Here is a 22712-nt window from a genome sequence, read left to right as displayed (position 1 = left end):
CTGGTCGGTCTCATGACCACGCCAGATGCCCCCGACTCCACCGTGCCGCCCGAGGGCGCATCGGCCTGGGTGACGGTCGACCTCGACGCCATCCGCGACAACGTGCGTGAGCTCGCCCGCCGTTCCCCGGGAGCCGAGGTCATGGCCGTGGTCAAGGCCGACGCCTACGGCCACGGGCTCGCCCGCAGCGCGCGCGCTGCCGTCGCGGGCGGTGCGACCTGGCTCGCCGTCGCGCAGCTCGCCGAGGCGCTCGAGCTGCGCGCCGCGGGCGTCACGACGAGGGCGCTGACCTGGCTCTACGCCCCCGGCGCGGACTTCGGCGCGGCCATCGACGCCGACCTCGACATCTCGGTCTCGGCACCGTGGGCCCTCGACGCCGTCGCCTCCGCTGCCCGCGAGCGGGGCCGCACGGCCCGTATCCACGTCAAGGTCGACACCGGGCTGGCGCGCAACGGCGCGCTCGGCCAAGGCTGGACCGACCTCATCGTCGCGCTCGGACCGGTGGTGGCCGAGGGCGCCGTCGAGGTCGTCGGTGTCTGGTCCCACTTCGCCCTCGCCGACGCACCCCAGCACCCGACGGTCCTCGCCCAGCGCGAACGGTTCGTCGAGGCGGCAGCGGAGCTGGAGCGGGCCGGCATACGACCGCAGGTCCGCCACCTCGCCAACTCGGCGGCCACGCTCACCAACCCTGACGTGCACTTCGACGTGGTCCGGCCCGGCCTCGCCGTCTACGGCCTGTCGCCGGTCCCCGACCTCGGCGCACCCGAGGACTTCGGCCTGCGTGAGGCCATGCGGGTCACCGCGCGGCTCGCGCTCGTCAAGCCGGCACCCGCGGGGCAGGGCGTGAGCTACGGCCACACCTACACGACCACCGAGGACACCGTGCTCGGGCTCGTGCCGCTCGGCTACGCCGACGGGATCCCGCGCCACGCCGGGTCGCTCGGGCCGGTGCAGGTCGACGGCCGGCGGTTCACGGTCGCCGGGCGGGTCTGCATGGACCAGTTCGTCCTCGACCTCGGACCCTCGTATGCCGGCGGTGCCGGTGACGAGGTCGTCATCCTCGGCCGTGGTGCCGACGGCGAGCCGACCGCCCAGGACTGGGCGGCCGCGATCGGCACGATCAACTACGAGATCGTCACGAGGATGAGCAGCCGGTTGCCCCGGGTGCTCGTCGGAGGAGGTGCGTGATGGCCGGGGTGGGCAAGGCCCTCGGGCTCGGAGCGGCTGCCGCCGCGGCGGCCGGTGCGGCTGCCGCAGGAGTGGCGGCGGACCGAGCCGCCGCCGAGCGCCGCCGGCTCAACTCCCTCGACCCGGCCGACGGGTTCGCCCACGTCGCCGACGAGGAGCTCAAGGTCATCGCGACCGACGGTCTCAACCTCCACGTCGAGATCGACACCCCCACGGACCTCGATCCCGAGCTGCCGACGATCGTCCTGTCACACGGCTTCTGCCTCAGCCTGCGCAGCTGGGTGCTCCAGCGTCGCGCCTTCGTCCAGGCCGGCTACCGGGTCGTGCTCTGGGACCAGCGCAGCCACGGCGAGTCCGAGATCTCCGACCTCGCGCACCTCTCCATCGAGCAGCTCGCCCACGACCTGCACGCCGTCATCGACGCGACCTGCCCCGAGGGGCCGATCGCGCTCGTCGGCCACTCGATGGGCGGCATGACGACGATGGCCCTCGCCCGCCACCACCCCGAGCTCGTGCGCGACCGGGTGCTCGCGGTCGCCTTCATCTCGACCGCGGCCGGCGGTGAGGGCCTGACCGACCTCGGCATGGGCCCGCTCGTCGGGCGCGCCATCGGACAGGTGGGGCCGCGCCTCCTCTCGCGGCTGGCACCCCACCAGCGGTGGCTCGCTCCCGTGCGCCGCTTCGGCCGCAACGTCGAGGGCTCGATCGTCGACCGCTTCTCCTACGACTCGCCGGTGAGCGAGGGGCTCATCCGCTTCACCGCCGACCTCATCCTCTCGACCCGGTTCGAGGTCATGGCGGCGTTCATCCCGGCGATCCAGGGCCACGACGAGCTCGACACCCTGACCACGCTCGTCGACAAGGAGGTCCTCGTCGTCAACGGCGAGGGCGACCTGCTCACCCCGCCGGCGCACAGCGAGCGGATCGTCGACCGGCTGCCCGGGTCGGAGCACGTCGTCGTCCAGGACGCCGGGCACCTCATCATGCTCGAGCACCCCGAGATCATCACCGGCCAGGTCCTCGCGCTGCTGCACCGCGCCGAGGTCGATGCCGCCGAGGCGGTCTCGGTGTCCGCCAAGCCCCGGGTCCGCCGCACGATCATCGACATCGCCAAGGGACGCCGCATCAGGAAGGTCCGGGCCGGTCAGGACGGCGCCGGCCAGCGAGTCCGCAGCAGGGCGTCGTCGTGACCCCGCGGGTGCTCGAGACGGCCGACGACACCCGCTCCTTCGGCAGGGACCTGGCACGCGAGCTGCGCGCGGGTGACCTCGTCATCCTCACCGGCGGCCTCGGGGCGGGCAAGACCACGCTCACCCAGGGCCTCGCCGAGGGGCTCGGGGTCCGCGGCCCGATCACCTCCCCGACGTTCGTCATCGCCCGGGTCCACCCCTCGCTCGTGGGCGGCCCGGCGCTCGTCCACGTCGACGCCTACCGCCTCGGCGGCTTCGCCGAGCTCGACGACCTCGACCTCGACGCCGACCTCGAGGCCAGCGTCACGATCGTCGAGTGGGGTCACGGCCTGGCCGAGGACCTCTCCGACGACCGGCTCGAGGTCGTGCTCGAGGCCGACCCCGAGACCGAGCGCCGCACCGTCGCCGTCACCGGCCACGGCGACCGCTGGAAGGATGGTGTGCCGTGCTGATCCTCGCCATCGACACCTCGACCTCCGCGATCACCGTCGCGATCCACGACGACTCGGACGTCCTCGCCCAGGAGTCGCACCTCGACCCCCGCGCCCACACCGAGTGGGTCAGCCCGCTCATCGCGTCGTGCCTGTCCGCGGCCTCGCTCAACCCGGGGGACCTCACGGCGGTGGCGGTCGGCAACGGACCGGGCCCCTTCACCGGGCTCCGCGTCGGCATCGTCACCGGCCTGACGATGGGCCACGCGTTGGGCGTCCCAGTCCACGGGGTCGGGAGCCTCGACGTCCTCGCCCGGCAGGCGGCCCCGAGCGTCGGCGACGGCGAGCTGCTCGTCGCCACCGACGCCCGGCGCAAGGAGGTCTACTGGGCCCGGTATGCCGTCCGCCCCGGTTCCGTCGAGGCCCTCACCTCCCCGGCGGTGGACCGTCCGGCGGACCTGCCCGACGAGGTCCGCGCGCTGCCGACGGCCGGTCGTGGACCCGTGCTCTATCCCGAGCTGTTCGGCGCGGCGCTGCCGGTGCTCGACGTCGACGCGTCGGTGCTCGCCCGGATCGCGGTGGAGCGGTCGATGGCCGGAGTCCCGATGCCCGTCGAGCCGCTCTACCTGCGACGCCCGGACGCCCTCACCACCGCTGAGCGGGCGGCGCGATGACGGCCACCCGCGAGCTGGCGTGGACCGACATCCCGGACCTCGTCCGGCTCGAGACCGAGGCCTTCCCCGACGACGCCTGGTCCGAGGCGTCGTGGTGGGGTGAGCTGGCCGGTCGCCCGCGCCGCGCCTACCTCGCCGTGGAGCGCGACGGTGAGCTCGCGGCATACGGAGGCATCGACCACGGCGGACAGGTCGCCGACCTCATGACGATCGCCGTCGCGCCCGCGCACCGGGGCACTGGAGTCGGCGGCGACCTGCTCACCGAGCTCGAGACCCGTGCAGCAGCCGATGGCGCCGAGGCGCTCATGCTCGAGGTCCGCGCCGACAACGAGCCGGCACGCACGCTCTACGACCGACGTGGCTACGACGTGCTCACGGTGCGTCGCGGCTACTACCAGCCCGGCAACGTCGACGCGCTCGTGATGCGCAAGATGTTGAGTGAGAGGGGAACCCAGGCATGAGCACCGAGCAGCCGCTCGTCCTCGGCATCGAGACCTCGTGCGACGAGACCGGCGTCGGCATCGTGCGCGGCGAGACGCTGCTCGTCGACGCGGTGGCCAGCAGCGTCGACGACCACGCCCGCTTCGGTGGCGTCGTGCCCGAGGTCGCCAGCCGCGCGCACCTCGAGGAGATGGTGCCGACCATCGAGCGGGCGTGCCGTGAGGCGGGGGTCGAGCTTCGCGACCTCGACGCCATCTCAGTGACGTCCGGGCCGGGGCTGGCGGGCTCGCTCATGGTCGGTGTCGCCTCGGCCAAGGCTCTCGCGCTCTCGCTCGGGATCCCGCTCTACGGCGTCAACCACCTCGCCTCGCACGTCGCCGTCGACATCGTCGAGCACGGACCGTTGCCCGAACCGACAATGGCACTGCTCGTCTCAGGTGGGCACTCGTCGCTGCTGCTCGTCCCCGATGTCACGAGTGACATCCGCAGCCTCGGGTCGACGATCGACGACGCCGCCGGCGAGGCCTTCGACAAGGTGGCGCGAGTTCTCGGGCTGCCGTTCCCCGGCGGTCCCTACATCGACCGGGCGGCGCGCGAGGGCCAGGTGACGATCGACTTCCCGCGCGGACTGACGACCGGGCGCGACATGGAGCGCCACCGCTTCGACTTCTCGTTCTCGGGGCTCAAGACCGCGGTCTCGCGGTGGGTCCAGGCCAAGGAGGCGGCGGGGGAGGCCGTGCCCGTCAACGACGTTGCCGCGTCCTTCCAGGAGGCGGTCGTCGACGTGCTGACCCGCAAGGCGGTGCTCGCCTGCCGGGAGCAGGGAGCGCAGCACCTCCAGATCGGTGGTGGCGTCGCTGCGAACTCGCGGCTGCGGGCGATGGCCCAGTCGCGCTGCGACGACGCCGGCATCGAGCTGCGGGTGCCGCGCCCCGGGCTGTGCACCGACAACGGCGCCATGGTCGCCGCGCTCGGTGCCCAGATGGTGCTCAAGGGCCGGGAGGCGTCGCGGCTCGACCTGTCGGCCGACTCGTCGATGCCGGTCACCCAGATCTCCGCCTGAGCGACGCCTTCGGTGTTCACCGCTGGGCGCGTACCGTCTCCCGGTCCGGGCTGGTCGCCGTGCTCGCCGTGCTCGCCGTGCTCGCCGACGGCGTGGTGCGGGGCCAGGTCAAGGCGTACCGCACGATGAGGGCGAGAAGGACCAGCTCGAGGGCGACGCCGAGGCCGTAGAACCACAGGTAGTACCCGCCTGCCAGGTTGAACACCGTGGCGGGGAGGTAGACGGCGGCGACGACGAGGTTCGTGAAGCGGTTCGCCCGAGCGGGCAGGGTCATCGAGAGCACGACCATGAAGATCGGGATCGACACGAGGGTCAGGGCCGACGCCGAGAAGGTCTGGGAGAGGTCGAACTCGAAAACCCTGTTGTCGAGGATGTCCGTGATGGTGCCGGGCGTGTAGAACCCGAGGATGTCCACGTAGGCGTAGAGGAACATGAAGCTCGTCCACGCTGCGGCGAGCCTGGCCTTGACCGGCATCCGCTGGTCGTCGAGTTCGGTGGTGGTGGTGGGTTGACGTGCACTCATCGTGGGCTCCTGGTGTCGTGGTGGGGATCGGTACGTCCACGATGGCCGGGCCCGGCGGCGGGCGCCTCCGCCCGGAAGCCGAGGTTTCCCTGGCCGAAGGCATGGTTTCCTCCTCGTTCTTTCGGCGGGTCCGCCGAAGCGCACCGGTCCCTAGGCTGGGGCCGTGGTCACCGTCCGCCGCTCCCTCTGGCCAGAGCGCTCCATCTGGCAGGAGCCGCGGCCTGCCGACGCCCCAGCCGTCGACCGGCTCGACCGGCTGCTGGTGGGCGTGTTCGCGGTCGCAGCCCTGGCCGAGGGCATCGCTCGGCCGGGCTTGGCCTTCCGACCACTGGTGACGGTGCTCGCCCTGGCGCTCGTGCCTGCCCTGCTCTGGCGGCGGAGTCACCCCCTGATGGCCGTCCTGGGCGGGTGGGGCGTCGTCCTCGTGCTGTCGGTCATCCAGCTGACCGCGCGGACTGGGGAGCTCGGCCTCTGGTCGATGATGGCCGTCCTGCTCCTGCTCTTCTCCGTGGTCCGGTGGGGCTCGGGCCGGGAGATCGTCCTGGGAGTGGCGTTCGTGACGGTCATCGTGGTGCTGGGGATGTATGCCTCCTCCGCGGGCCGGGCCGACGTCTTCGGCGGGACCGTCCTCCTGCTGCTGGTCGTCGCTCTCGCGGCGGTGTTCCGCTACCGGGCGGACCTCGTGCGTCGCCAGCTCTCCGAGATCCGCAACCAGGAGCGGGTGGCGCTGGCGCGAGAGCTGCACGACACGGTGGCACACCACGTCTCGGCCATCGCGGTGCAGGCGCAGGCCGGAGGCGTGGTCGCCGGCATACAGCCCGAGAAGGCCGCCGAGGTGCTGGCCGCGATCGAGTCGGAGGCGTCCCGAACGCTGGCGGAGATGAGGTCCATGGTGCGGGTCCTGCGTGAGGAGGAGGCCGTCGACTACGCACCGCAGCCGGGAGTGGCGGACCTACCCGCTCTGGCCCGGGCCGACGCGACACCCACCGTCGAGGTCTCGCTGGAGGGTTCGTTGTACCGGCTGGCACGACCCGTGGACGCCGCGCTCTACCGGCTCGCGCAGGAGTCGCTGACCAACGCCGTCCGGCACGCACGGAGCGCGACGCGCGTCGGGATCGAGGTGTGCCGCGAGGGCGACGCCGTGAGGCTGCGGGTCATCGACAACGGGCAGACCGAGCCATGGCCGGCCCCTGAACCCGGGTTCGGCCTGCTGGGCATGGCCGAACGCGCCCAGCTCCTCGGCGGGACGTTCTCCGCCGGGCCGGTTTCGCAGGGTGGCTGGGTGGTCGAGGCCGTGCTGCCGGTGGAGGCGCGGGCATGAGCATCCGTGTCGTCGTCGCCGACGACCAGGACCTGGTCCGGACGGGTTTGGTGATGATCCTCGGCGCGCAACCCGACATCGAGGTGGTCGGTGAGGCCGCAGACGGTCTCGCCGCGCTCGAGCTGGCGACGCGCCTGCGTCCCGACGTCCTCGTCGTCGACATCCGGATGCCCGGGCTTGACGGCGTCGAGGTGACGCGCCGCCTGGCCGGGCCTGACGCGAGGGACCCGATGGCGGTCGTCGTTATCACCACCTTCGACCTCGACGAGTACGTCCTCGGTGCCTTGCGTGCCGGTGCCCGTGGCTTCCTGCTGAAGGACGCCGGACCGGAGCTGCTCGTGCAGGCGATCCACGCAGCGGCCAGCGGGGACGCGCTGGTCGCCCCCAACATCACCCGGCGGCTGCTGGCGACCTTCGCCGACCAGAAGCCGGGAGTGCCGGTGCAGCCCGTCGACCCGATCACCGAGCGCGAGGAGGAGGTGCTCGCGCTGGTGGCACGCGGCCGGACCAACGCCGAGATCGCCGCCGAGCTCTTCGTCGGCCTGAGCACGGTCAAGACCCACGTCGCATCGTTGATGTCCAAGCTCGGCGCTCGCAACCGCGTCGAGATCGCGATGTGGGCGCACGACACCAGACGTGTGAAAGGCGATGAGTAGGTCCGGTTTGACCGGTGAGCCGGAGCATCTTCCGGAAGCGACGCACAGCGGTCACAGCGACCATGCCACCGTGATGAGAACGCGGCTGGGGACGTGGTACGCGCGGTGCGCGGCATGAACGTGCGGCGGGATCGGGCCACGCCTGAGCCAGCTCCGCCCGGACCGCGTCCCGCTCACATCCGTTCGACGCGGTCGGCCTGTGGTCCTCGATCGCTCTGTCGCACCTGGTACCGGACCCGATCGCCTTGGTGCAGCGCCTCGGCGCCTCGAAGGACCGACACGTGCACGAACAGGTCCGCGCCTCCCGCGTCGGGGGTGATGAACCCGAACCCGCGCTCCGCGTCGTAGCGCGCGACCACTCCCTCGCCGCCGCGCGCCGGGACGGCGGATGCCTCCCGGTGTCCCGACCGCGCGCGGGTCGTCGACGTCGTGGTTGCGCCCCGAGGTGTCGAGCTGCGAGTGAGGCGCACGTCGCGAGCCTGCGGGCCCTTCTCGCTCACGACGATGTCGTACGTCACCCGGTCTCCTTCTCCCACCTCGGGGAGCCCGTCGGCGAGCTCCCGGACGTGGACGAAGACATCCGGGCCGCCCGAATCGGGGGTGATGAACCCGAAGCCCTTGTCCCCGTCGTACCAGGACACGGTGCCGTCTGCCCCGTCGGATGCCACGGGCTGCTGGGCGGCCTGGGCTCCCAAGGGCAGCAGATGGTCAGCCTGCGGTCCCTTCTCCCCGTCGACGACGAGGAACGCCACCCGCTGCCCCTCCGAGACCACGCCGCCCCCGACGATGGCCGAACTGTGCACGAAGATCTCGGTTCCACCGCCGTCGGGCGTGATGAAGCCATACCCCTTGGGGGGCTCGTACCAGGAGACGGTGCCGAGCACGCCCAGCGGTGTGTCGGCGGCCTGGTCGGCCGTGACCCGGACGCGGCGTGCCTGCGGGCCGCGGTCGCCCTCGCCGATCTCGAACTCGACCACCTGCCCCTCGCGGAGCACCTTCGTCGCGTCGTCGCTGACGATCTCGGAGGCGTGCACGTACAGGTCCTCTGCCTCCTGCCCGAGGGCGATGAAGCCGAACCCCCGGTCGGCATCGAACCAGCGGACGGTTCCCTCGGTCACGGCTGACTCCTTGTCGAAGCTACGGTCGGTGTTCCCCCAGTGTCCCCGACGGGACTGCGACAGGCGCCCGGGTCCGACGGTGCTCTCACTGTCGTGGCAAGCGCCCGACAGCGACATCCACGGCGCCCGGCGCCGCGCCGACAGCGGCATGGACGGACGTCGCCAGGGCTCCCGGGGCCCGCCGTCCGTGGCAGGCGGTGCGTGCGACGTCGTCCTCGCTATTCGCCCCAGACGAGCTCAAGGGTGTCGGTGATTGCCAGTTCGTCGTACTCGCACACCGGCCGGTCGGCGAAGTTGTGCTCGACCAGCACCGCACCCTCAGCGTCGCGCAGCTCGAAGGAACCGTCGCCCGCTACCAGGCACTGGGCAGCGCCGAGCGCCGTCTGGCCCGGCAAGCCTTGTCACAGCACTATCTGCGGCATGACCGGATGTCCGGTGGTCAGAAGAAATCGATCGCGAAGCGGCCAAGACGCTGCATGGACGCACCGACGATTCCGAGGTAGCCGATTCCCATGCGTCGGGCCTCTCGCCTTCCGCTCAGTCAGGGCAGGGCATCTCGGCCGTGGCGCTTCGGCGAGATGTTTGAAGCCAAGCAGAGTCGGCTCGCTCAGTTGCCGATCGCCCCCTGGAGCTGCCAGAAGTGATCACAGTTCGTCGGGCCCGATCCCTCCGGGTACGTACCAATGGGCCCTTCCGAAATCCCCGATTTAGGGCCGCCCTGGGCGCGCAGGTCCTCTTGGAGCACGCTGTAGACGGTCACGCACTGGGTCTCCGCGCGCACTTGGCCGGGTGCATCTCCCGAGGTGCCGCCTCCGTTTGTCATGGCGACCGCGGACGCCGTACCGGCTGCGGACAGCAGTACGGCGAGCGGAAGAACAACTAGTAGACGTCTCATGGCAGTCCTCATTTCACGTGGACCACCCGCCGACCTTGGACGGTTTCGGGTGACGCCGCAGGCCTCTTTATCTCGCAGTCCGACGGCCGGGGGCAATAGCCACAAGGGGCTATGCGACCCGGGCGGCCGTCGGAGTGCGCCCCATCGCACTCAACTCGGCACGACCGATCGCGCAGTCCGCGGCAGATCAGTGCGTTTCCTGAGACGCTGTTCTGGTGAGTGGATCTGAGCGCGACCGCGATGCACTCGGGCGTGCTCGCCAAGCCAGGCCGCGGGATGAGCTGGGCCGGCCTCTGCCGTACGGCACCGAGGGAGCTGAGCCGGTCTCGGAGGAGCCGCTGCCGCCTGAGGAGACGTTGCGAAGAGCACGAGAACTCGTGGAGGCCGGTCGTCCGTTCGCCGCCCATGAGGTTCTGGAAGCCCGCTGGAAGGCTGGGCCGGTCGACGAACGGGACCTTTGGCAGGGGTTGGCGCAGGTCTGCGTGGCGATCACCCATGCTGCCCGCGGCAACCAGAGTGGCGCGGAGCGGCTCGCTGATCGAGCGGGCACGAAGTTGACTTCGTATGTCGCGACTGGACGCGGCACCTACGGCGCCGACCTCAATGCGGTCATGGAATGTGCGCGCAGGCATGTAGGCGGTCAAGGCAATTCGAACGTTCAGCCGGACTAGAACGCGGCTCATCAAAGATCGACTGCGAGCCCTCTTTGCCCCACTCCGGCACCGGAATCACGATCCACTCCACCTGCGACATGAGCGTGCGTCGCTGGCGTTGCGACAACGTCCTGTCCTCGGGGTCACAGCCTCCACACGCGCAGGCGATACCCGGTCTCAGGTCCCTTTTGCCATCGATAGCTCACTTCATGGATCTGCCGATCGTTCGCGTAGAGCGAGACGGCGGCCAAGGCACCGAGATGGCTCCAGCACCCCTCGACGTTCTTTTCTCTTTCACACGTCACCCACTCCACCCAAGAAGTTAGTGGCGTCGGACAGCGGCTCGGTCGGTGAGAGAACGAGGAGCTCGAGGCCGACGGCGTCAGTCCCGAAGAGGGGGATGCGTGCCCGCGGATCGCTGCCTCTGCGGCGGACAGGAGCTTCATCACCCGATCCGAGTGTGTGTGACCGGCTGCAAGCATGGACTTGGCTTCACTCTTGGCAGGCGGCCAGCCGACCACTGAAAACACCACCTCTTCGGAGGTCATCTGGCCATGGTGCCCTTGGCTGGACCGGGCGCCAATGGCCCCATGCCGTCGGGCAACCCCTGCGATCCCCTTTGCGGCATGTGCGGATGCCGGCGAAACGTCGCAGTCGCCCTGCCCCCATGAGCCGGCCGTCGGCTAGCCCGCGCTGGGCGCCAGCCGTGCGAGCTGCTCCTCGGCGCGGCCTACGGACCACGGTGTGCCGTGGTCGTCGAGGAGCATGAAGACTACGTCCTGCCCTGAGACCTCGGTGATGCAGCGCCGCACCTCGGCTTGGACCTCGGACGGGGTGGGCGCTTCGATCGAGAAGGGATCATCGGCATCTCGATAACGGCTATCCACCTGCCCCCGTTCGAGCGGGAGCACTTCGACGTTCAGTGGCTCGTTCACGCGACGTGCATGGCGCTCGTGCGAGGTGAGTTGCGCCTTCGGGCGCTGACTGTGCGCCGGCGACTGGCGGCACCATCCGCGGCTGAGCGGGATGAGGACCGGAGCCCGCTGGCCTCGCGCTGACGCCCTTGTCCTGTATCGGCGGTGCGCGCACACTGGAGACGGTCGACAGCGTCGTCCCACTTGGGAGGAGCAAAACCATGCGACACCAATATGTGCTCCGGACGTGGCACAAGCTCGCCCTGGGCGCCGCAGTTGGCGTGCTCGCGCTGGTGCCGGCGAGCGGCGCGGGTGCTTCCCCGGCGTCAGTCACACCGTTCGTGATCGTCCACGACGTCCAGACTTTCACGGCCTCGGCGTTCTGCCTGCCTGAGGAGATGATTGGGACCGTCACCACTCAAGAGATCAGCACCGGGCAGTCGGTCGAGACTGCCAGCGGCAACTTCATCGTCCGTGGAGTGGACGAGTTCAGCTACCGGATCGAGTTCCCCGACGGCAGCCATGTCGAAGCAGGCATCGACCGCGACATCTTCCTTTTCGTGGCGAACCCGCGTGGATCGGTGTTCAACCGTGTCACCCAGGACTTCGAGACCATCTACGACGTCCATGGGACGGCCGTCGGCACCCTCGGGGTGAACGCGGTCCTCCATACCTCGTGGAGGGACGCTGACGGCGATGGCGTGGTGGACGATGGGGAGTTGACAACGCAGGTCGAGTCTTTCCACCTGCGTTGCCCCTGACCTTTTGGCTGTGGATCAACGCCCTTCGCGATCATCGCTCGGGCGGTGAACTTCGTGGGTCTCTGTCGATGTGCACACGGCGGCATCTCAGAAGTGGCACCGAGTGCACCGGCGAAACCCACTCCACTGACTGCCAGGCTTTGAGCCTGACGACACCCGATCACCTGCACGAGCGCGAGCCCAGGGCTGTCTCATCGATCTAGCCCTCATCGTCACGACCGATCGCGCAGTCCGCGGCACGAGGGGACGTTTGGCTGAGAGCACCTACGCGGACCCGACCGTGAGACCCCTGCGCCGGGACGCAATGTTCAGACGAAGAGGCCTACCACTCCGGCGAACGCCGCCCATGCACCAATCACACCGGCGATCACCAGTGCGATGAAGCCGAACCCCGGAGGAGTCGGTGCGGCGCGAGCGCAAGCCGAGGATGACTGCAGGTACCGCAAGGGCCAGGACGATCCCGAGAAACACAATGGGGAGCCACACAGGTCCCGCCTGCGAACCGCCGTCCGTGACGGCGCTCGAGACGAGATACAGGGGTAGCAGGACGGCGATGACCCCGAGGCCCAGGGCGACTGCAACCCAGCCGGTCCGAGTGTGGGGCGCGAACGATCGTGACGCGCTCATGACTGTTCCTTCTATCTCGCGTTGGTTCGCCTGAGAGCTACCCCCATTGTCGCGCGCCCGAGCGATCAGCGAGACGCCCAGTGAGGTGCGAGACACGTCAGTCGATTCTGCAGGGACCTCCCACAGAGTCCCGCACTTCGCGATTCACACCTCGGACCCTGGTCTTGGGCTACGCCCGCTCATCGTATGAGCGGACGATGTCGTACGGCTTCTGAAGGCGAACACCGCCAGCGACCGGTGCCGGCGCCACGTCACCTCTCGTCAACCGCAGCGGACGAGACCCATCCGTTCCTTGAGGGCCACGACCCGCAGCACCGAGGTCTCGAGCAGCGTCGCGAACTCCTCGTCCGCGCGCGCCTTCGACGCCAGCGCTTCGACCATGCCCGGCACCGACTCGGGGTCGCCGGTGAGCAGGATGTCGCCACCGGCCTCGATGTAGCTCGTCGCGCGCTCAGCCGACGGGATCGATCGCACCGCCTTGGCGTTGATGTCGTCGGTGATGACGACGCCCTCGTAGCCGAGCTGGCCGCGGAGCAGGTCGGTGAGGATGGGCTTGCTGAACATGGCCTGCGTCTTCGTGGCGTCGAGCCCGGGGTAGCGGGCCGACGACACCATGACGAGCCCGGCACCGGCCTTGACCCCGGCAGTGAACGGCGCGAGGAACGGGTCCTTCGGCGTCGCCACCGTGTCGGTGATGCCGGTGGTGTTGAAGTCGGTGTTGTTCTCGACCCGGCCGAGCCCCGGGAAGTGCTTGACCGTCCCCATGACACCGCCCTCGATCATGCCCTTGAGGAACGCGGCCGACGCCTTGGTCACGGTCGCGGGGTCGGAGCCGTACTGACGTGCGTACTTGCCGATCGGCTCGTTGTCCCGTCCGATCTCCTCGGGCACGGTGTCGGTCACGGGAGCAAGGTTGACGTTGATCCCGACCGCCTTGAGCTCCCCGGCCCAGCCCTTGGCCGCGGCGGTCAGCTCGCTGGCGGACATCTGCGCCTGCACCTTCGCGGACGGGACCTTGGTGAACCCCTCGCCGCGCAGCTGGCGCACCTCGCCACCCTCTTGGTCGGCGGCCAGGAGCAGCGGTATGCCGGCCGTCGCGGCCTCCGTGGCCTGCTCCTGCAGATGGGTGCTCGTCTCCTTGACCCGCGCGGCGCCGTCCCAGCCGCCGAGGTAGATGACGTTGCCGACGTGCTGGTCGGCGATGAGGTCGTCGAGGGCCGTGCGCGGCGCCGCGGTGTCGAAGGCGACCATGAGGAGCTGGCCGATCGCCTGCTCCTCGGTGAGCGACTCGGCCTTCTGGCGCACGCAGGCGCTCACGTCGACCGGTCCACCCTCGGACGTGGAGGGTGACGGGCTCGACGACGGTGAGGTGGAGTCCGACGAGCCCGACGAGCCCGAGGGCTGCGAGGGGGTGCTCGAGGCGGCGTCGTCAGGGGTCGAGCCGCCGCCGCAGCCAGCCGCCAGGAGGCCGACGAGGGCCAGGCTGGCGACGGCAGGCAGGCGGGGAAGGCGCGGGGCAGTGGAGCGGGAAGTCACGCCCCGACGCTAGCCGACCCACGGCATACGCTCGGTCCATGCCCCTCCCCGTCATCCTCGACGTCGACACCGGAGTCGACGACGCCTGCGCCCTGCTGCTCGCCGCCCTGCACCCCGGGCTGGACCTGCGCGCGGTGACCTGCGTCGGCGGCAACGCGCCCCTGCCCGAGGTCGTCCGCAACACCCTGACGGTCCTTGAGGTGTGCGACCACGCGAACGTCCCGGTCGCCGCGGGAGCTGCGCACCCGCTCCTCGAGCGCCCGGTCGACGCCCGCCACGTCCACGGTGACGACGGCATGGCCGACCTCGGCTGGACAGCACCGACGACCACCGCTGACCCGCGCCACGCAGTCGACCTCCTGCGCCAGACCATCGACGCGGGGGATGCCGGCGGCGAGCCCGTGACCCTCGTGCCGCTCGCACCCATGACCAACGTGGCCCTGCTGGCCCGCATGTACCCGGAGTCGTTCGCCAGCTTGGGACGGATCGTCTTCATGGGCGGTGGGGCGAGGGTGAGCAACGCCACCGCGGCGGCGGAGTTCAACGTCTTCCACGACCCGGAGGCGACGGCGGTCGTGCTCGACGCGTGTGCCGACCACGGCGTCGAGGTGGCGATGTACGGCCTCGACGTCTTCTACGAGCCTAGGGTCACCCTCGCCCAGTGCGACGAGCTGGCGGCGCTCGACGAGCGTGGTCCTGCAGCACTCGCTGCCGGGCTCATGCGCTTCATGAGCCACCGGTTCGACACCGACAGCGCCACGATCGGTGACGCCGGGGCCGTCGCCATGCTCGTCGACCCCGAGGCGGTGCGCACCGAGCGCCTCCCGGTGCGGGTCGAGCTCTCGGGCACGTGGACCCGTGGCCGGACGATCGTCGACACCCGGGACTGGTCCGGCGACATGGAGCACGACCCGCACGGCCTCGCGCCGGCTCAGGTCGACGTCGCCCTCGAGATCGACGGCCCGCGCATCGCCCGGCTCTGGCTCGACACCGTGCGGGGGGCGCACTGATGGGCCGGGTCATGGTCCTGGGGTCGCTCAACGTCGACCTCGTCACCCGCGTCGAGCGTCACCCGCGCCCGGGCGAGACCCTGCTCGGCGAGGGCCTCGAGCAGCTCGCCGGGGGCAAGGGCGCCAACCAGGCCATCGCCGCGGCGGCCGCCGGCGCGGACGTGGTCATGGTCGGCTGCGTGGGCGGCGACGCGGGCGGAGCGGCCTACGTGACCCGGCTGCGCGACGCAGGGGTCGACGTCTCCCGGCTGCGGGTCGTCGAGGGCGAGGCGAGCGGCCATGCCCTCATCGCCGTCGACGACCGCGGCGAGAACACCATCGTCGTCATCCCCGGCGCCAACGCCCGCCTCGGCGACACCGAGGTCGACGCGGTCGACGCCCTGGGCCCCGGCGACGTCCTGCTGCTCCAGCTCGAGGTCCCGCTGCCCGTGGTCTGTGCGGCGGCCAGACGCGCGGCTCACCGCGGTGCCCGGGTCGTCGTCAACACCGCCCCGTATGCCGCCCTCCCGCACGACGTCGTCGCGCTCGCCGACCCCGTGGTCGCCAACGAGCACGAGATGGTCGCGCTCGCGGAGTCGGGGGCGGTCCCGGGGTCGCTGCTCGTGACCTTCGGCGCCAACGGTGCGTCGTGGGACGGTGAGACCGTCCCGGCGCACGAGGTCGACCCCGCCGACGTCGTCGACACCACGGGCGCCGGAGACGCGTTCTGCGGGGCGCTGGCTGCCGCGCTGGCGGCCGGTGCCGACCGTGCGGAGGCCCTCGACCGGGCGCTGGCTGCCGGGGCTGTCGCCGTCCGGCACGCGGGAGCCCAGCGCGACCCTGCCCTCTGAGTCCTCAGGCGGGGGAGACGACGAGCGCCGTCGGCGAGCCCGCGACCCGGGTCAGCACGACGGTCGCCTGCTCGCCGCTGCCGGCCTTGGTGCCGATCTTGAGCTCGCGGCGCAGCTGCTCGTCGTCGAGCCGCACACCGCGCTTTTTGATGGTGAGCCCGGTGACGCCGTGCTCGCGCAGCCAGCCACGCAGGGCCTTGACGGTGAACGGCATCGCCTCGTGGACGGCATACCGGCGCGTGTAGGGGAGGGACACGTCGCGCGAGGCGAGGACGTAGCCGGTGCCCTCGTCGGACTCGACCCCGCCGGTCGCGCGGGTCGCGGCGCCGACGAGTCCGGCGCGGATCACGGCCTTGTCCACGTCGTGCAGCCATGGCCCGACGTCGGCGAGTGAGTCGGCCAGCCGGGCGACGTCCTCGGCCATGGACTCGTCGACCACGACGGGCGCGGTGTCCGGGCCCATGACCCGAGCGGTGCGTCCCCGGCGCATCACCAGGGGGCCCCACCAGATGGCGCACTCGACGACGTCACCGGCCCACGACGTCCACTGGGCCTCGGTGCCGGCGGGGATCGCCGCGTGGTCGAACCCGGGGCTGAGCTTGACCCCGGTGGCCGGCACTGTCGCGGCGACCTGCTGGACGAACGCCCAGGAGGGCGAGATGTCATCGAGGCGGAAGGTCCGGCGGGTGCGGCCGGTGATGTCCGCGACGCCCCTCGTCCGGCGGGCGGGGTCCAGCCAGGCACCGACCCGGTTGCGGCCCGGGTCGACCCCGAAGCGGACGTCCTCGGCCCGGCCGAGCCGGGCCCGCGAGTCCGGCCACGGCCGGAGGTTGGCGTCGGCCACGGCGGCGGTCACGGGGTCGGAGTCGACGCCACGGACCGTCACGCCGAGCGACGAGAGGGTGACCGCGTCGGCGCCGATGCCGCAGCCGAGGTCGTGCACGGTCGCCAGGCTCGCCCGGCTGAACCGGTGGGCATGCGCGACGGCGACCTCGAGACGGGTCGCCTGCTCGAGCCCGTCCGGGGTGAAGAGCATGTCGGCCGCGAACTCACCGAACTTGGCCGTCGCGCGGGCGCGGAGCCGCTGCTGGGTGAGGGCGGCGGCCGCGAGCTCGGGGGCGTGCCCGGCGCTGCGCAGGCGGTCCTGGAGGGTGAGGACGGAGGAGTCGTTGTAGGGAGGAAGGGACCTCAGCAGCTCCTGCCCCTCCGGAGCCGCCAGGGCCCGCACCACGCTCACGTCCACTGGCCAACCTTCTCACCTCGTGGTCGGTGTCCGTTCCTCGACCCGCTCCCGAACGGGCTCCCGAACCCGGTTGACGCAGGTCAGCCGCCCGGTTCGGTCACGCAGGCGAGGGCCACGCCGGGTCGCGGCGACCGGGCCTCAGCTGCCGAACGTCAGCGTCGTCCACCCCGAGCCGATGAGGATCCTCGTCCCGAGCTGGCCGGTCCCGGTGCCCCGGTAGGCCCAGAGGCGTCCCGTGCTGTCCCGGACGACGAGGTCGACCGGGCCGTCGCCATCGACGTCGCCCATGCCGGTGAAGGCGGAGAACCCGCCGAAGCTCGAGCCGATCGCCCGCGGGCCGAGGTACGTGCCCGTCGGCGAGAAGCGCAGGAGGTACAGCGTGCCGAGGCTGTTGAAGCCCACGAGGTCGACGCCGCCGTCGCCGTCGAAGTCGCCCACGGCCTCGAGCTCGCGCAGACCGCCCCAGCCGGTGCCCTTGCTCACCCGCGACTTCCATGTGCCACGTCCGTTGGTGGGGTACTGCCAGAGCGTGCCGGAGGCGTCCCGAGCCAGGATGTCGACGGCTCCGTCGCCGTCGAGGTCGCCGGGAGCCACCACGGCGTTGAAGATGTGCCATCCGGCCCCCACCTTGGCGGTGGAGAGGACCTTGCCCGCACCGTCGCCGCGGCGGATGGTCATGGTCCCGTCGGTGGAGCGGGTGAGCAGGTCGGGTCGACCGTCGCCCGAGAAGTCACCGGGTGCGAGGATCTCCGGTGCCGCCGGAACACCGCTGGCGACGAGGGTGCGAGGCAGCCAGCCTCCCCGCCCGTTCGACGGGTAGTTCCACACCGAGCCGGACTGGTCGCGAGCGATGACGTCGGAGAACCCGTTCCCGGCGAAGTCGGTGCCGACCGAGGAACCCACCGAGATGAAGTAGGTGGAGCGCAGGTTCATGGCCGACCGGAACGACTCGCCGCCGACCACCTGGGTGCCGTTCGTCCCGGACAGCGTCAGCGCCGTGGCCCGGCCGCCGAACCACGCGCCCTTCCCGTCGCGCGACAGGGTCATCGAGCGGAACGTGCCGATCGTGGGCCACGCCTTCTCGATCGCACTGACCGGCAGGGTCAGGTAGGCCCAGGTGTCTGGGGCCTCGGGGTAGACGCCGTCATAGGTGTCGGCCTTGGCGACCTGGTAGGCCAGGTTCGACCCGACGACCTGTCCGCCGTTGGTCGAGCTGAACTCCGTCACCGCGATGGCCGAGCCGTACTTGCGGACCTGCCCCGACGTGGCCGCGACGGCGGCGTCGGAGTTCGGGTGCTCCGGGTTGGAGCTGGTCAGGCCGGGATAGACCTGGCACGCGGTGGTGTCGCAGATGTCGAAGCCGTCGGCGCTGCCGAGCCGCGCGCCGGTGTAGGAACGGGCGGCGACGGCCTGGGCCTTGACCGCCTCGAGGCCCCACGAGGCCGGCATCTCGGCGGGGACGACGGAGCGCAGGTAGCTGTCCATCGCGAGGACGTTGACCGTCCCGCGTGTGTACACGGTGCCCCCGCTGCCCCGCAGCGTCAGCGGCGCGGCGCGCAGGCCGCCGCGGTACTCCCTGGCGCCGGACGGTGTGTGCAGGGTGAGGACGGAGTTGGCGATGGACCCGTCACCGACGAAGGTGACGTGGCGCGCGGTCCCGAACGAGGCGCAGGGCGAGGTCACCGGCACCCAGCTCGAGAACCCGGTCGAGGGATCGCTGACGTAGGCCGTCAGGGCAAAGCCGCCACCCAGCTTCTCGGTGGCGCGCCACCTCGAGGTGTTCGGCTTGACCAGGGGGTCGGTGCACGTCCCGTCCGTCAGCGTCAGACCGGTCTCGGCCCCGACCTCGGTCGGGCCACTGCCCATCGCGGTGAGCCGGACGCGGACCTCGGGGTTGCCGATGCTCGCCGCCACGGTCCCCGGGTAGTAGAAGTCGAGGATCTGCGCGGCGGTCCTCCCCTGGCTCGCCGCACCTCGGGCGCCCCACTGCGACATCCCGCGCCCGTGCCCGAACCCACGGCCGCGCAGCCCGACCACCGGTCCGGTGGCCGCCGCGGCCTGGGCCGAGGTGGCAGCGAGAGTGGTGGGCGAGGTCTGCGTCGCCAACGAGTCGGCGGCCGGCGCGGCGTCGGTGGAGGCTCGCACCGTGCTCGTGTCCACAGCCGTCACGGCGGGAGCCCCGGCCGGCGTCGCCGAGGCAGCGGGCGCCACGGACAGGAGCGGAGCGACGACCACGGAGGCCGCGACGGCAGCGGCGATGGGGAACTTTTTCACGGCGCAAGCATGCCGTTCGTGTCTCCACCCCAGCCGGATGTCACACAATCGAGATCAATCTGTGTCCGCAGCCGTGCGCTTCCACACGTAGGGCGTGGTCGTCGTGACCCTGACCAGCCCGGACCGCTCGAGGATCGGGCGCGAGAACTCGGTCGAGTCGCTGTTGATCCACCGCTTCCCATGGGCGATCGCCGACCGGGCCCGGGCCGCGGTGAGGGCACGGTAGATCCCGCGGCCCCGGAACTCGGGCCGGGTCGCCCCGCCCCAGACCCCCGCGAACTCCGTGCCGTCGACGGGCTCGAGCCGGCCGGTGCTGACGATCTGTCCGTCGACCGCGGCCACCCAGAGCTCGACAGGGTCACCCTCGCGCAGCCGGGTGAGCAGCTCGTCGGTCATCGCCTGCGTGGTCTCGGCGTCGTCGCCGAAGATCTCGCCCGCGACCTCCATCATCGCGCGCACGTCCGCCTCGTCCCGGACCTGTCGCACGGTCACGCCCTCGGGCACCTCGACGTCGATCGCGAGGAGCCGGGCGTCGCCGACCATGACGGACTCGGCCTCCTCGGGCACGAAGCCGGCCGCGACCAGCGCCTCGTGCAGCCCGGGCGCGTGGTCGTGGCCCCGCGACTTCCACTCGACCTGGCGGATCTCCGGCCGGCTCCGGAAGTGCTCGAGTGCGCCCGTCACCAGCTCTCGGACCGAGTCGGTGGTGGCCGGTCCGTCCTCGGTGTCGAGGGTGGCGTAGGTGATGAAGCCCCGGGTCGTGCCGAACGTCGCGAGCAGCAGGGGTCCGAGCGGCGTCACGCTCGAGGCGGGGTAGACCTCGCCCTCGCGTCGCAGCTGGGTGTCGTAGGCGGCGAAGAGGGCGGAGTGGTCGACGTCGGTCATGCGCGTGAGCATCCCGGTCGACCCCTGCCGGCTGCAACCACATTTGACGGGCCGGTGCGCCCTCGGCGAACACGGCACCGCGGTTTGGCACTCAGGTTGACCGAGTGCCAGCGGAGACCTAGATTTGGGGTATTGGCACTCGCCCCCGGTGAGTGCCAGCGCAGGCGGACCGGCTCGACCCCCGCGACGGCGATTCGGACCCCCGCACTGCTGCCCTGCAGCGCGCAAACTCCATTTGTCCACCTTCGACTCATCCCAAAGGGGAGGTCACACAGTGTCGGTTTCCATCAAGCCGCTCGAGGACCGCATCGTCATCAAGTCGCTCGAGGCCGAGCAGACCACGGCGTCCGGTCTCGTCATCCCGGACACCGCGAAGGAGAAGCCCCAGGAGGGCGAGGTCCTCGCGGTCGGCCCCGGTCGCATCGACGACAACGGCAACCGCGTCCCGCTCGACGTCAACGTCGGCGACCGCGTCATCTACAGCAAGTACGGCGGCACCGAGGTCAAGCACGGCGGCCAGGAGTACCTCATCCTGAGCGCCCGCGACGTCCTCGCAGTCGTCGGCTGACTGAGCCCTCGGCTCATCTGAACCACCGCGTATGCCGTGGGCCCGCCTCCCACGGTGAGCCCACGGCATACGTGCATCAGCACCCCAGGACCACAGCGACCCGGTCGCTGCCCTCTGACTACTGAAGGACATTCATGGCCAAGGAACTGGAGTTCAACGACTCCGCCCGCAAGGCGCTCGAGCGTGGCGTCGACGCCCTCGCCAACGCCGTCAAGGTGACGCTCGGCCCCAAGGGCCGCAACGTCGTCATCGACAAGAAGTGGGGCGCCCCCACGATCACCAACGACGGCGTGACCATCGCCCGTGAGATCGAGCTCGAGGACGCCTACGAGAACCTCGGCGCCCAGCTCGCCAAGGAGGTCGCGACCAAGACCAACGACGTCGCCGGTGACGGCACGACGACCGCGACCGTGCTCGCCCAGGCCATGGTCCGCGAGGGCCTGCGCAACGTCACCGCCGGTGCGGCCCCCGCGGGTCTCAAGCGCGGCATGGACAAGGCCGTCGAGGCCGTGTCCGACAAGCTGCTCGAGACCGCCCGCGATGTCGACGGCAAGGACGAGATCGCCTCCGTCGCCTCCCTGTCCGCCCAGGACAAGGAGATCGGCGCGACGATCGCCGAGGCCTTCGACAAGGTCGGCAAGGACGGCGTCATCACCGTCGAGGAGTCCTCGACCGCCGCCACCGAGCTCGAGTTCACCGAGGGCATGCAGTTCGACAAGGGCTACATCTCGCCCTACTTCGTCTCCGACCCCGAGCGCATGGAGGCCGTCCTCGAGGACGCCTACGTCCTCATCAACCAGGGCAAGATCTCGGCGATCGCCGACGTCCTCCCGGTGCTCGAGAAGGTCGTGCAGTCCGGCAAGCCGCTGCTCATCATTGCCGAGGACATCGACGGTGAGGCCCTCTCGACTCTCGTCGTCAACAAGATCCGCGGCACGTTCAACGTCGTCGCGGTCAAGGCTCCCGGCTTCGGCGACCGCCGCAAGGCGATGCTCCAGGACATGGCCGTCCTCACCGGCGGCCAGGTCATCGCCGAGGAGGTCGGGCTCAAGCTCGACCAGGCCGACCTCACGGTCCTGGGCCAGGCCCGCCGCGTCGTCGTCACCAAGGACAACACGACGATCATCGACGGCTCGGGCGACTCCGCCGAGGTCGACGGCCGGGTCAACCAGATCAAGGCCGAGATCGAGCGCACCGACTCCGACTGGGACCGCGAGAAGCTCCAGGAGCGCCTCGCCAAGCTCGCCGGTGGCGTCTGCGTCATCAAGGTCGGTGCCCACACCGAGGTCGAGCTCAAGGAGAAGAAGCACCGCATCGAGGACGCCATCTCGGCGACCCGCGCGGCCATCGAGGAGGGCATCGTCGCCGGTGGCGGCTCGGCCCTCATCCAGGCCGTCAAGGTCATCGACGCCCTCGGCCTCGAGGGCGACGAGAAGGTCGGCGCCGCCATCGTGCAGAAGGCCGCGGCCGAGCCGCTGCGCTGGATCGCCGAGAACGCCGGTCTCCAGGGCTACGTCGCCGTCGCCAAGGTCTCCGAGCTCGAGCCGGGCATGGGCCTCAACGCCGCCACGGGCGAGTACGAGGACCTCATCAAGGCTGGCGTCATCGACCCGGTGAAGGTGACCCGCTCCGCCCTGCGCAACGCCGCGTCGATCGCGTCGATGGTCCTCACCACGGACACGCTCGTCGTCGAGAAGAAGCTCGACGAGGAGGGCAACGCCCAGGGCCACGCCCACGGCGGTCACGGCCACAGCCACTGAGGCCTGCTCCACCAACGCGTATGCCGCGTGCCTCCCTCCGGGGAAGCACGCGGCATACGCGTTTCTGACTCTGTTTCGCCACTGATTGCCAGTTCCAGCGCCGCTGGCGGCTGGTCCGCCGATCCGGACCGCGCTGGAACTGGCAATCAGT

22 protein-coding genes are annotated in these 22712 nt (G+C 70.9%); 14 read left to right on the top strand and 8 right to left on the bottom strand.

Going from position 1 to position 22712, the window contains the following annotated elements; genetic code table 11:
• Positions 1-12: 12 nt before the first annotated feature.
• Genes alr through tsaD form a run of 6 tightly spaced genes read left to right on the top strand, consistent with a single transcriptional unit; the run spans position 13 to position 4987 of the window.
• On the top strand, positions 13-1188 hold the full coding sequence (alr, locus tag LL946_RS03035; RefSeq protein WP_404384660.1) for an alanine racemase: 1176 nt from the start codon (positions 13-15) through the stop codon (positions 1186-1188).
• Entirely contained in the window at positions 1188-2378 is a 1191-nt protein-coding gene (locus LL946_RS03030; protein ID WP_404384658.1) for an alpha/beta fold hydrolase, read from the top strand. Before alr ends, LL946_RS03030 begins: the two co-directional genes overlap by 1 nt.
• Positions 2375-2830, top strand: a complete 456-nt coding sequence (tsaE, locus tag LL946_RS03025) for a tRNA (adenosine(37)-N6)-threonylcarbamoyltransferase complex ATPase subunit type 1 TsaE (RefSeq protein ID WP_404384656.1) — start codon at positions 2375-2377, stop codon at positions 2828-2830. The genes LL946_RS03030 and tsaE overlap by 4 nt, the downstream gene beginning before the upstream one ends.
• Positions 2824-3483 (top strand): tRNA (adenosine(37)-N6)-threonylcarbamoyltransferase complex dimerization subunit type 1 TsaB, encoded by a 660-nt coding sequence (tsaB, locus tag LL946_RS03020; RefSeq protein ID WP_404384654.1) that lies wholly within the window; start codon positions 2824-2826, stop codon positions 3481-3483. The genes tsaE and tsaB overlap by 7 nt, the downstream gene beginning before the upstream one ends.
• Positions 3480-3944 (top strand): ribosomal protein S18-alanine N-acetyltransferase, encoded by a 465-nt coding sequence (rimI, locus tag LL946_RS03015; protein ID WP_404384652.1) that lies wholly within the window; start codon positions 3480-3482, stop codon positions 3942-3944. Before tsaB ends, rimI begins: the two co-directional genes overlap by 4 nt.
• Complete coding sequence (gene tsaD, locus LL946_RS03010; protein ID WP_404384650.1) at positions 3941-4987, top strand: tRNA (adenosine(37)-N6)-threonylcarbamoyltransferase complex transferase subunit TsaD; 1047 nt, start codon at positions 3941-3943, stop codon at positions 4985-4987. Before rimI ends, tsaD begins: the two co-directional genes overlap by 4 nt.
• Positions 4988-5003: 16 nt before the next feature.
• Here the strand turns inward: tsaD and LL946_RS03005 are convergent, their stop codons facing one another.
• Positions 5004-5510, bottom strand: coding sequence for a DUF6326 family protein (locus LL946_RS03005; protein ID WP_404384648.1), 507 nt, complete (start codon positions 5508-5510; stop codon positions 5004-5006).
• Between the two features lie 163 nt (positions 5511-5673).
• Between LL946_RS03005 and LL946_RS03000 the strand changes: the two genes are divergently transcribed.
• Both LL946_RS03000 and LL946_RS02995 read left to right on the top strand, forming a co-directional pair.
• On the top strand, positions 5674-6831 hold the full coding sequence (locus tag LL946_RS03000; protein WP_404384646.1) for a sensor histidine kinase: 1158 nt from the start codon (positions 5674-5676) through the stop codon (positions 6829-6831).
• Positions 6828-7487 (top strand): response regulator, encoded by a 660-nt coding sequence (locus LL946_RS02995; RefSeq protein ID WP_404384644.1) that lies wholly within the window; start codon positions 6828-6830, stop codon positions 7485-7487. Before LL946_RS03000 ends, LL946_RS02995 begins: the two co-directional genes overlap by 4 nt.
• 173 nt (positions 7488-7660) lie before the next feature.
• On the opposite strand, the gene LL946_RS02990 is transcribed toward LL946_RS02995, so the two are convergent.
• Positions 7661-8605, bottom strand: coding sequence for a cold-shock protein (locus tag LL946_RS02990; RefSeq protein WP_404384642.1), 945 nt, complete (start codon positions 8603-8605; stop codon positions 7661-7663).
• Positions 8606-8823: 218 nt separating this feature from the next.
• Entirely contained in the window at positions 8824-9000 is a 177-nt protein-coding gene (locus LL946_RS02985) for a hypothetical protein (protein WP_404384640.1), read from the bottom strand.
• Positions 9001-9877: 877 nt separating this feature from the next.
• Here LL946_RS02985 and LL946_RS02980 point away from each other — a divergent pair.
• Positions 9878-10171 carry a DUF309 domain-containing protein gene (locus tag LL946_RS02980; RefSeq protein WP_404384638.1) on the top strand — a complete coding sequence of 98 codons (294 nt, stop codon included), beginning with the start codon at positions 9878-9880 and terminating at the stop codon, positions 10169-10171.
• A gap of 665 nt (positions 10172-10836) precedes the next feature.
• On the opposite strand, the gene LL946_RS02975 is transcribed toward LL946_RS02980, so the two are convergent.
• Positions 10837-11088 carry a hypothetical protein gene (locus LL946_RS02975; protein WP_404384636.1) on the bottom strand — a complete coding sequence of 84 codons (252 nt, stop codon included), beginning with the start codon at positions 11086-11088 and terminating at the stop codon, positions 10837-10839.
• A 200-nt stretch (positions 11089-11288) separates the two neighbouring features.
• Between LL946_RS02975 and LL946_RS02970 the strand changes: the two genes are divergently transcribed.
• Positions 11289-11828, top strand: coding sequence for a hypothetical protein (locus LL946_RS02970; protein ID WP_404384634.1), 540 nt, complete (start codon positions 11289-11291; stop codon positions 11826-11828).
• Positions 11829-12716: 888 nt separating this feature from the next.
• On the opposite strand, the gene LL946_RS02965 is transcribed toward LL946_RS02970, so the two are convergent.
• Positions 12717-13991: a glycoside hydrolase family 3 N-terminal domain-containing protein gene (locus LL946_RS02965; protein ID WP_404384632.1), complete on the bottom strand. Its 1275-nt coding sequence runs from the start codon at positions 13989-13991 to the stop codon at positions 12717-12719.
• Positions 13992-14029: 38 nt separating this feature from the next.
• Between LL946_RS02965 and LL946_RS02960 the strand changes: the two genes are divergently transcribed.
• Together LL946_RS02960 and LL946_RS02955 are read left to right on the top strand one after the other, a co-directional pair.
• Positions 14030-15001 (top strand): nucleoside hydrolase, encoded by a 972-nt coding sequence (locus tag LL946_RS02960; RefSeq protein WP_404384630.1) that lies wholly within the window; start codon positions 14030-14032, stop codon positions 14999-15001.
• Entirely contained in the window at positions 15001-15831 is an 831-nt protein-coding gene (locus tag LL946_RS02955) for a PfkB family carbohydrate kinase (protein WP_404384628.1), read from the top strand. The genes LL946_RS02960 and LL946_RS02955 overlap by 1 nt, the downstream gene beginning before the upstream one ends.
• A gap of 4 nt (positions 15832-15835) precedes the next feature.
• On the opposite strand, the gene LL946_RS02950 is transcribed toward LL946_RS02955, so the two are convergent.
• The 3 genes from LL946_RS02950 to LL946_RS02940 all read right to left on the bottom strand — a co-directional run bounded on the left by LL946_RS02950 (position 15836) and on the right by LL946_RS02940 (position 20233).
• A complete protein-coding gene (locus LL946_RS02950) occupies positions 15836-17068 on the bottom strand; it encodes a class I SAM-dependent methyltransferase (RefSeq protein ID WP_404384626.1) in 1233 nt (410 codons plus the stop codon).
• Between the two features lie 144 nt (positions 17069-17212).
• The gene (locus tag LL946_RS02945; RefSeq protein WP_404384624.1) at positions 17213-19348 is read right to left on the bottom strand and encodes a SpoIID/LytB domain-containing protein; all 2136 of its coding nucleotides are present in this window, start codon (positions 19346-19348) and stop codon (positions 17213-17215) included.
• 54 nt (positions 19349-19402) lie between these two features.
• Entirely contained in the window at positions 19403-20233 is an 831-nt protein-coding gene (locus LL946_RS02940; protein WP_404384622.1) for a GNAT family N-acetyltransferase, read from the bottom strand.
• Between the two features lie 274 nt (positions 20234-20507).
• On the opposite strand from LL946_RS02940, the gene groES reads away from it, so the two are divergent.
• Positions 20508-20801, top strand: coding sequence for a co-chaperone GroES (gene groES, locus LL946_RS02935; RefSeq protein ID WP_404384620.1), 294 nt, complete (start codon positions 20508-20510; stop codon positions 20799-20801).
• Between the two features lie 134 nt (positions 20802-20935).
• The gene (gene groL / locus LL946_RS02930; RefSeq protein ID WP_404384618.1) at positions 20936-22561 is read left to right on the top strand and encodes a chaperonin GroEL; all 1626 of its coding nucleotides are present in this window, start codon (positions 20936-20938) and stop codon (positions 22559-22561) included.
• Positions 22562-22712 lie beyond the last annotated feature (151 nt).

Source organism: Knoellia locipacati (genome assembly GCF_044791685.1).
Lineage (GTDB): Bacteria > Actinomycetota > Actinomycetes > Actinomycetales > Dermatophilaceae > Knoellia > Knoellia locipacati_A.
This window is presented reverse-complemented; position numbering and strand designations above follow the sequence as displayed.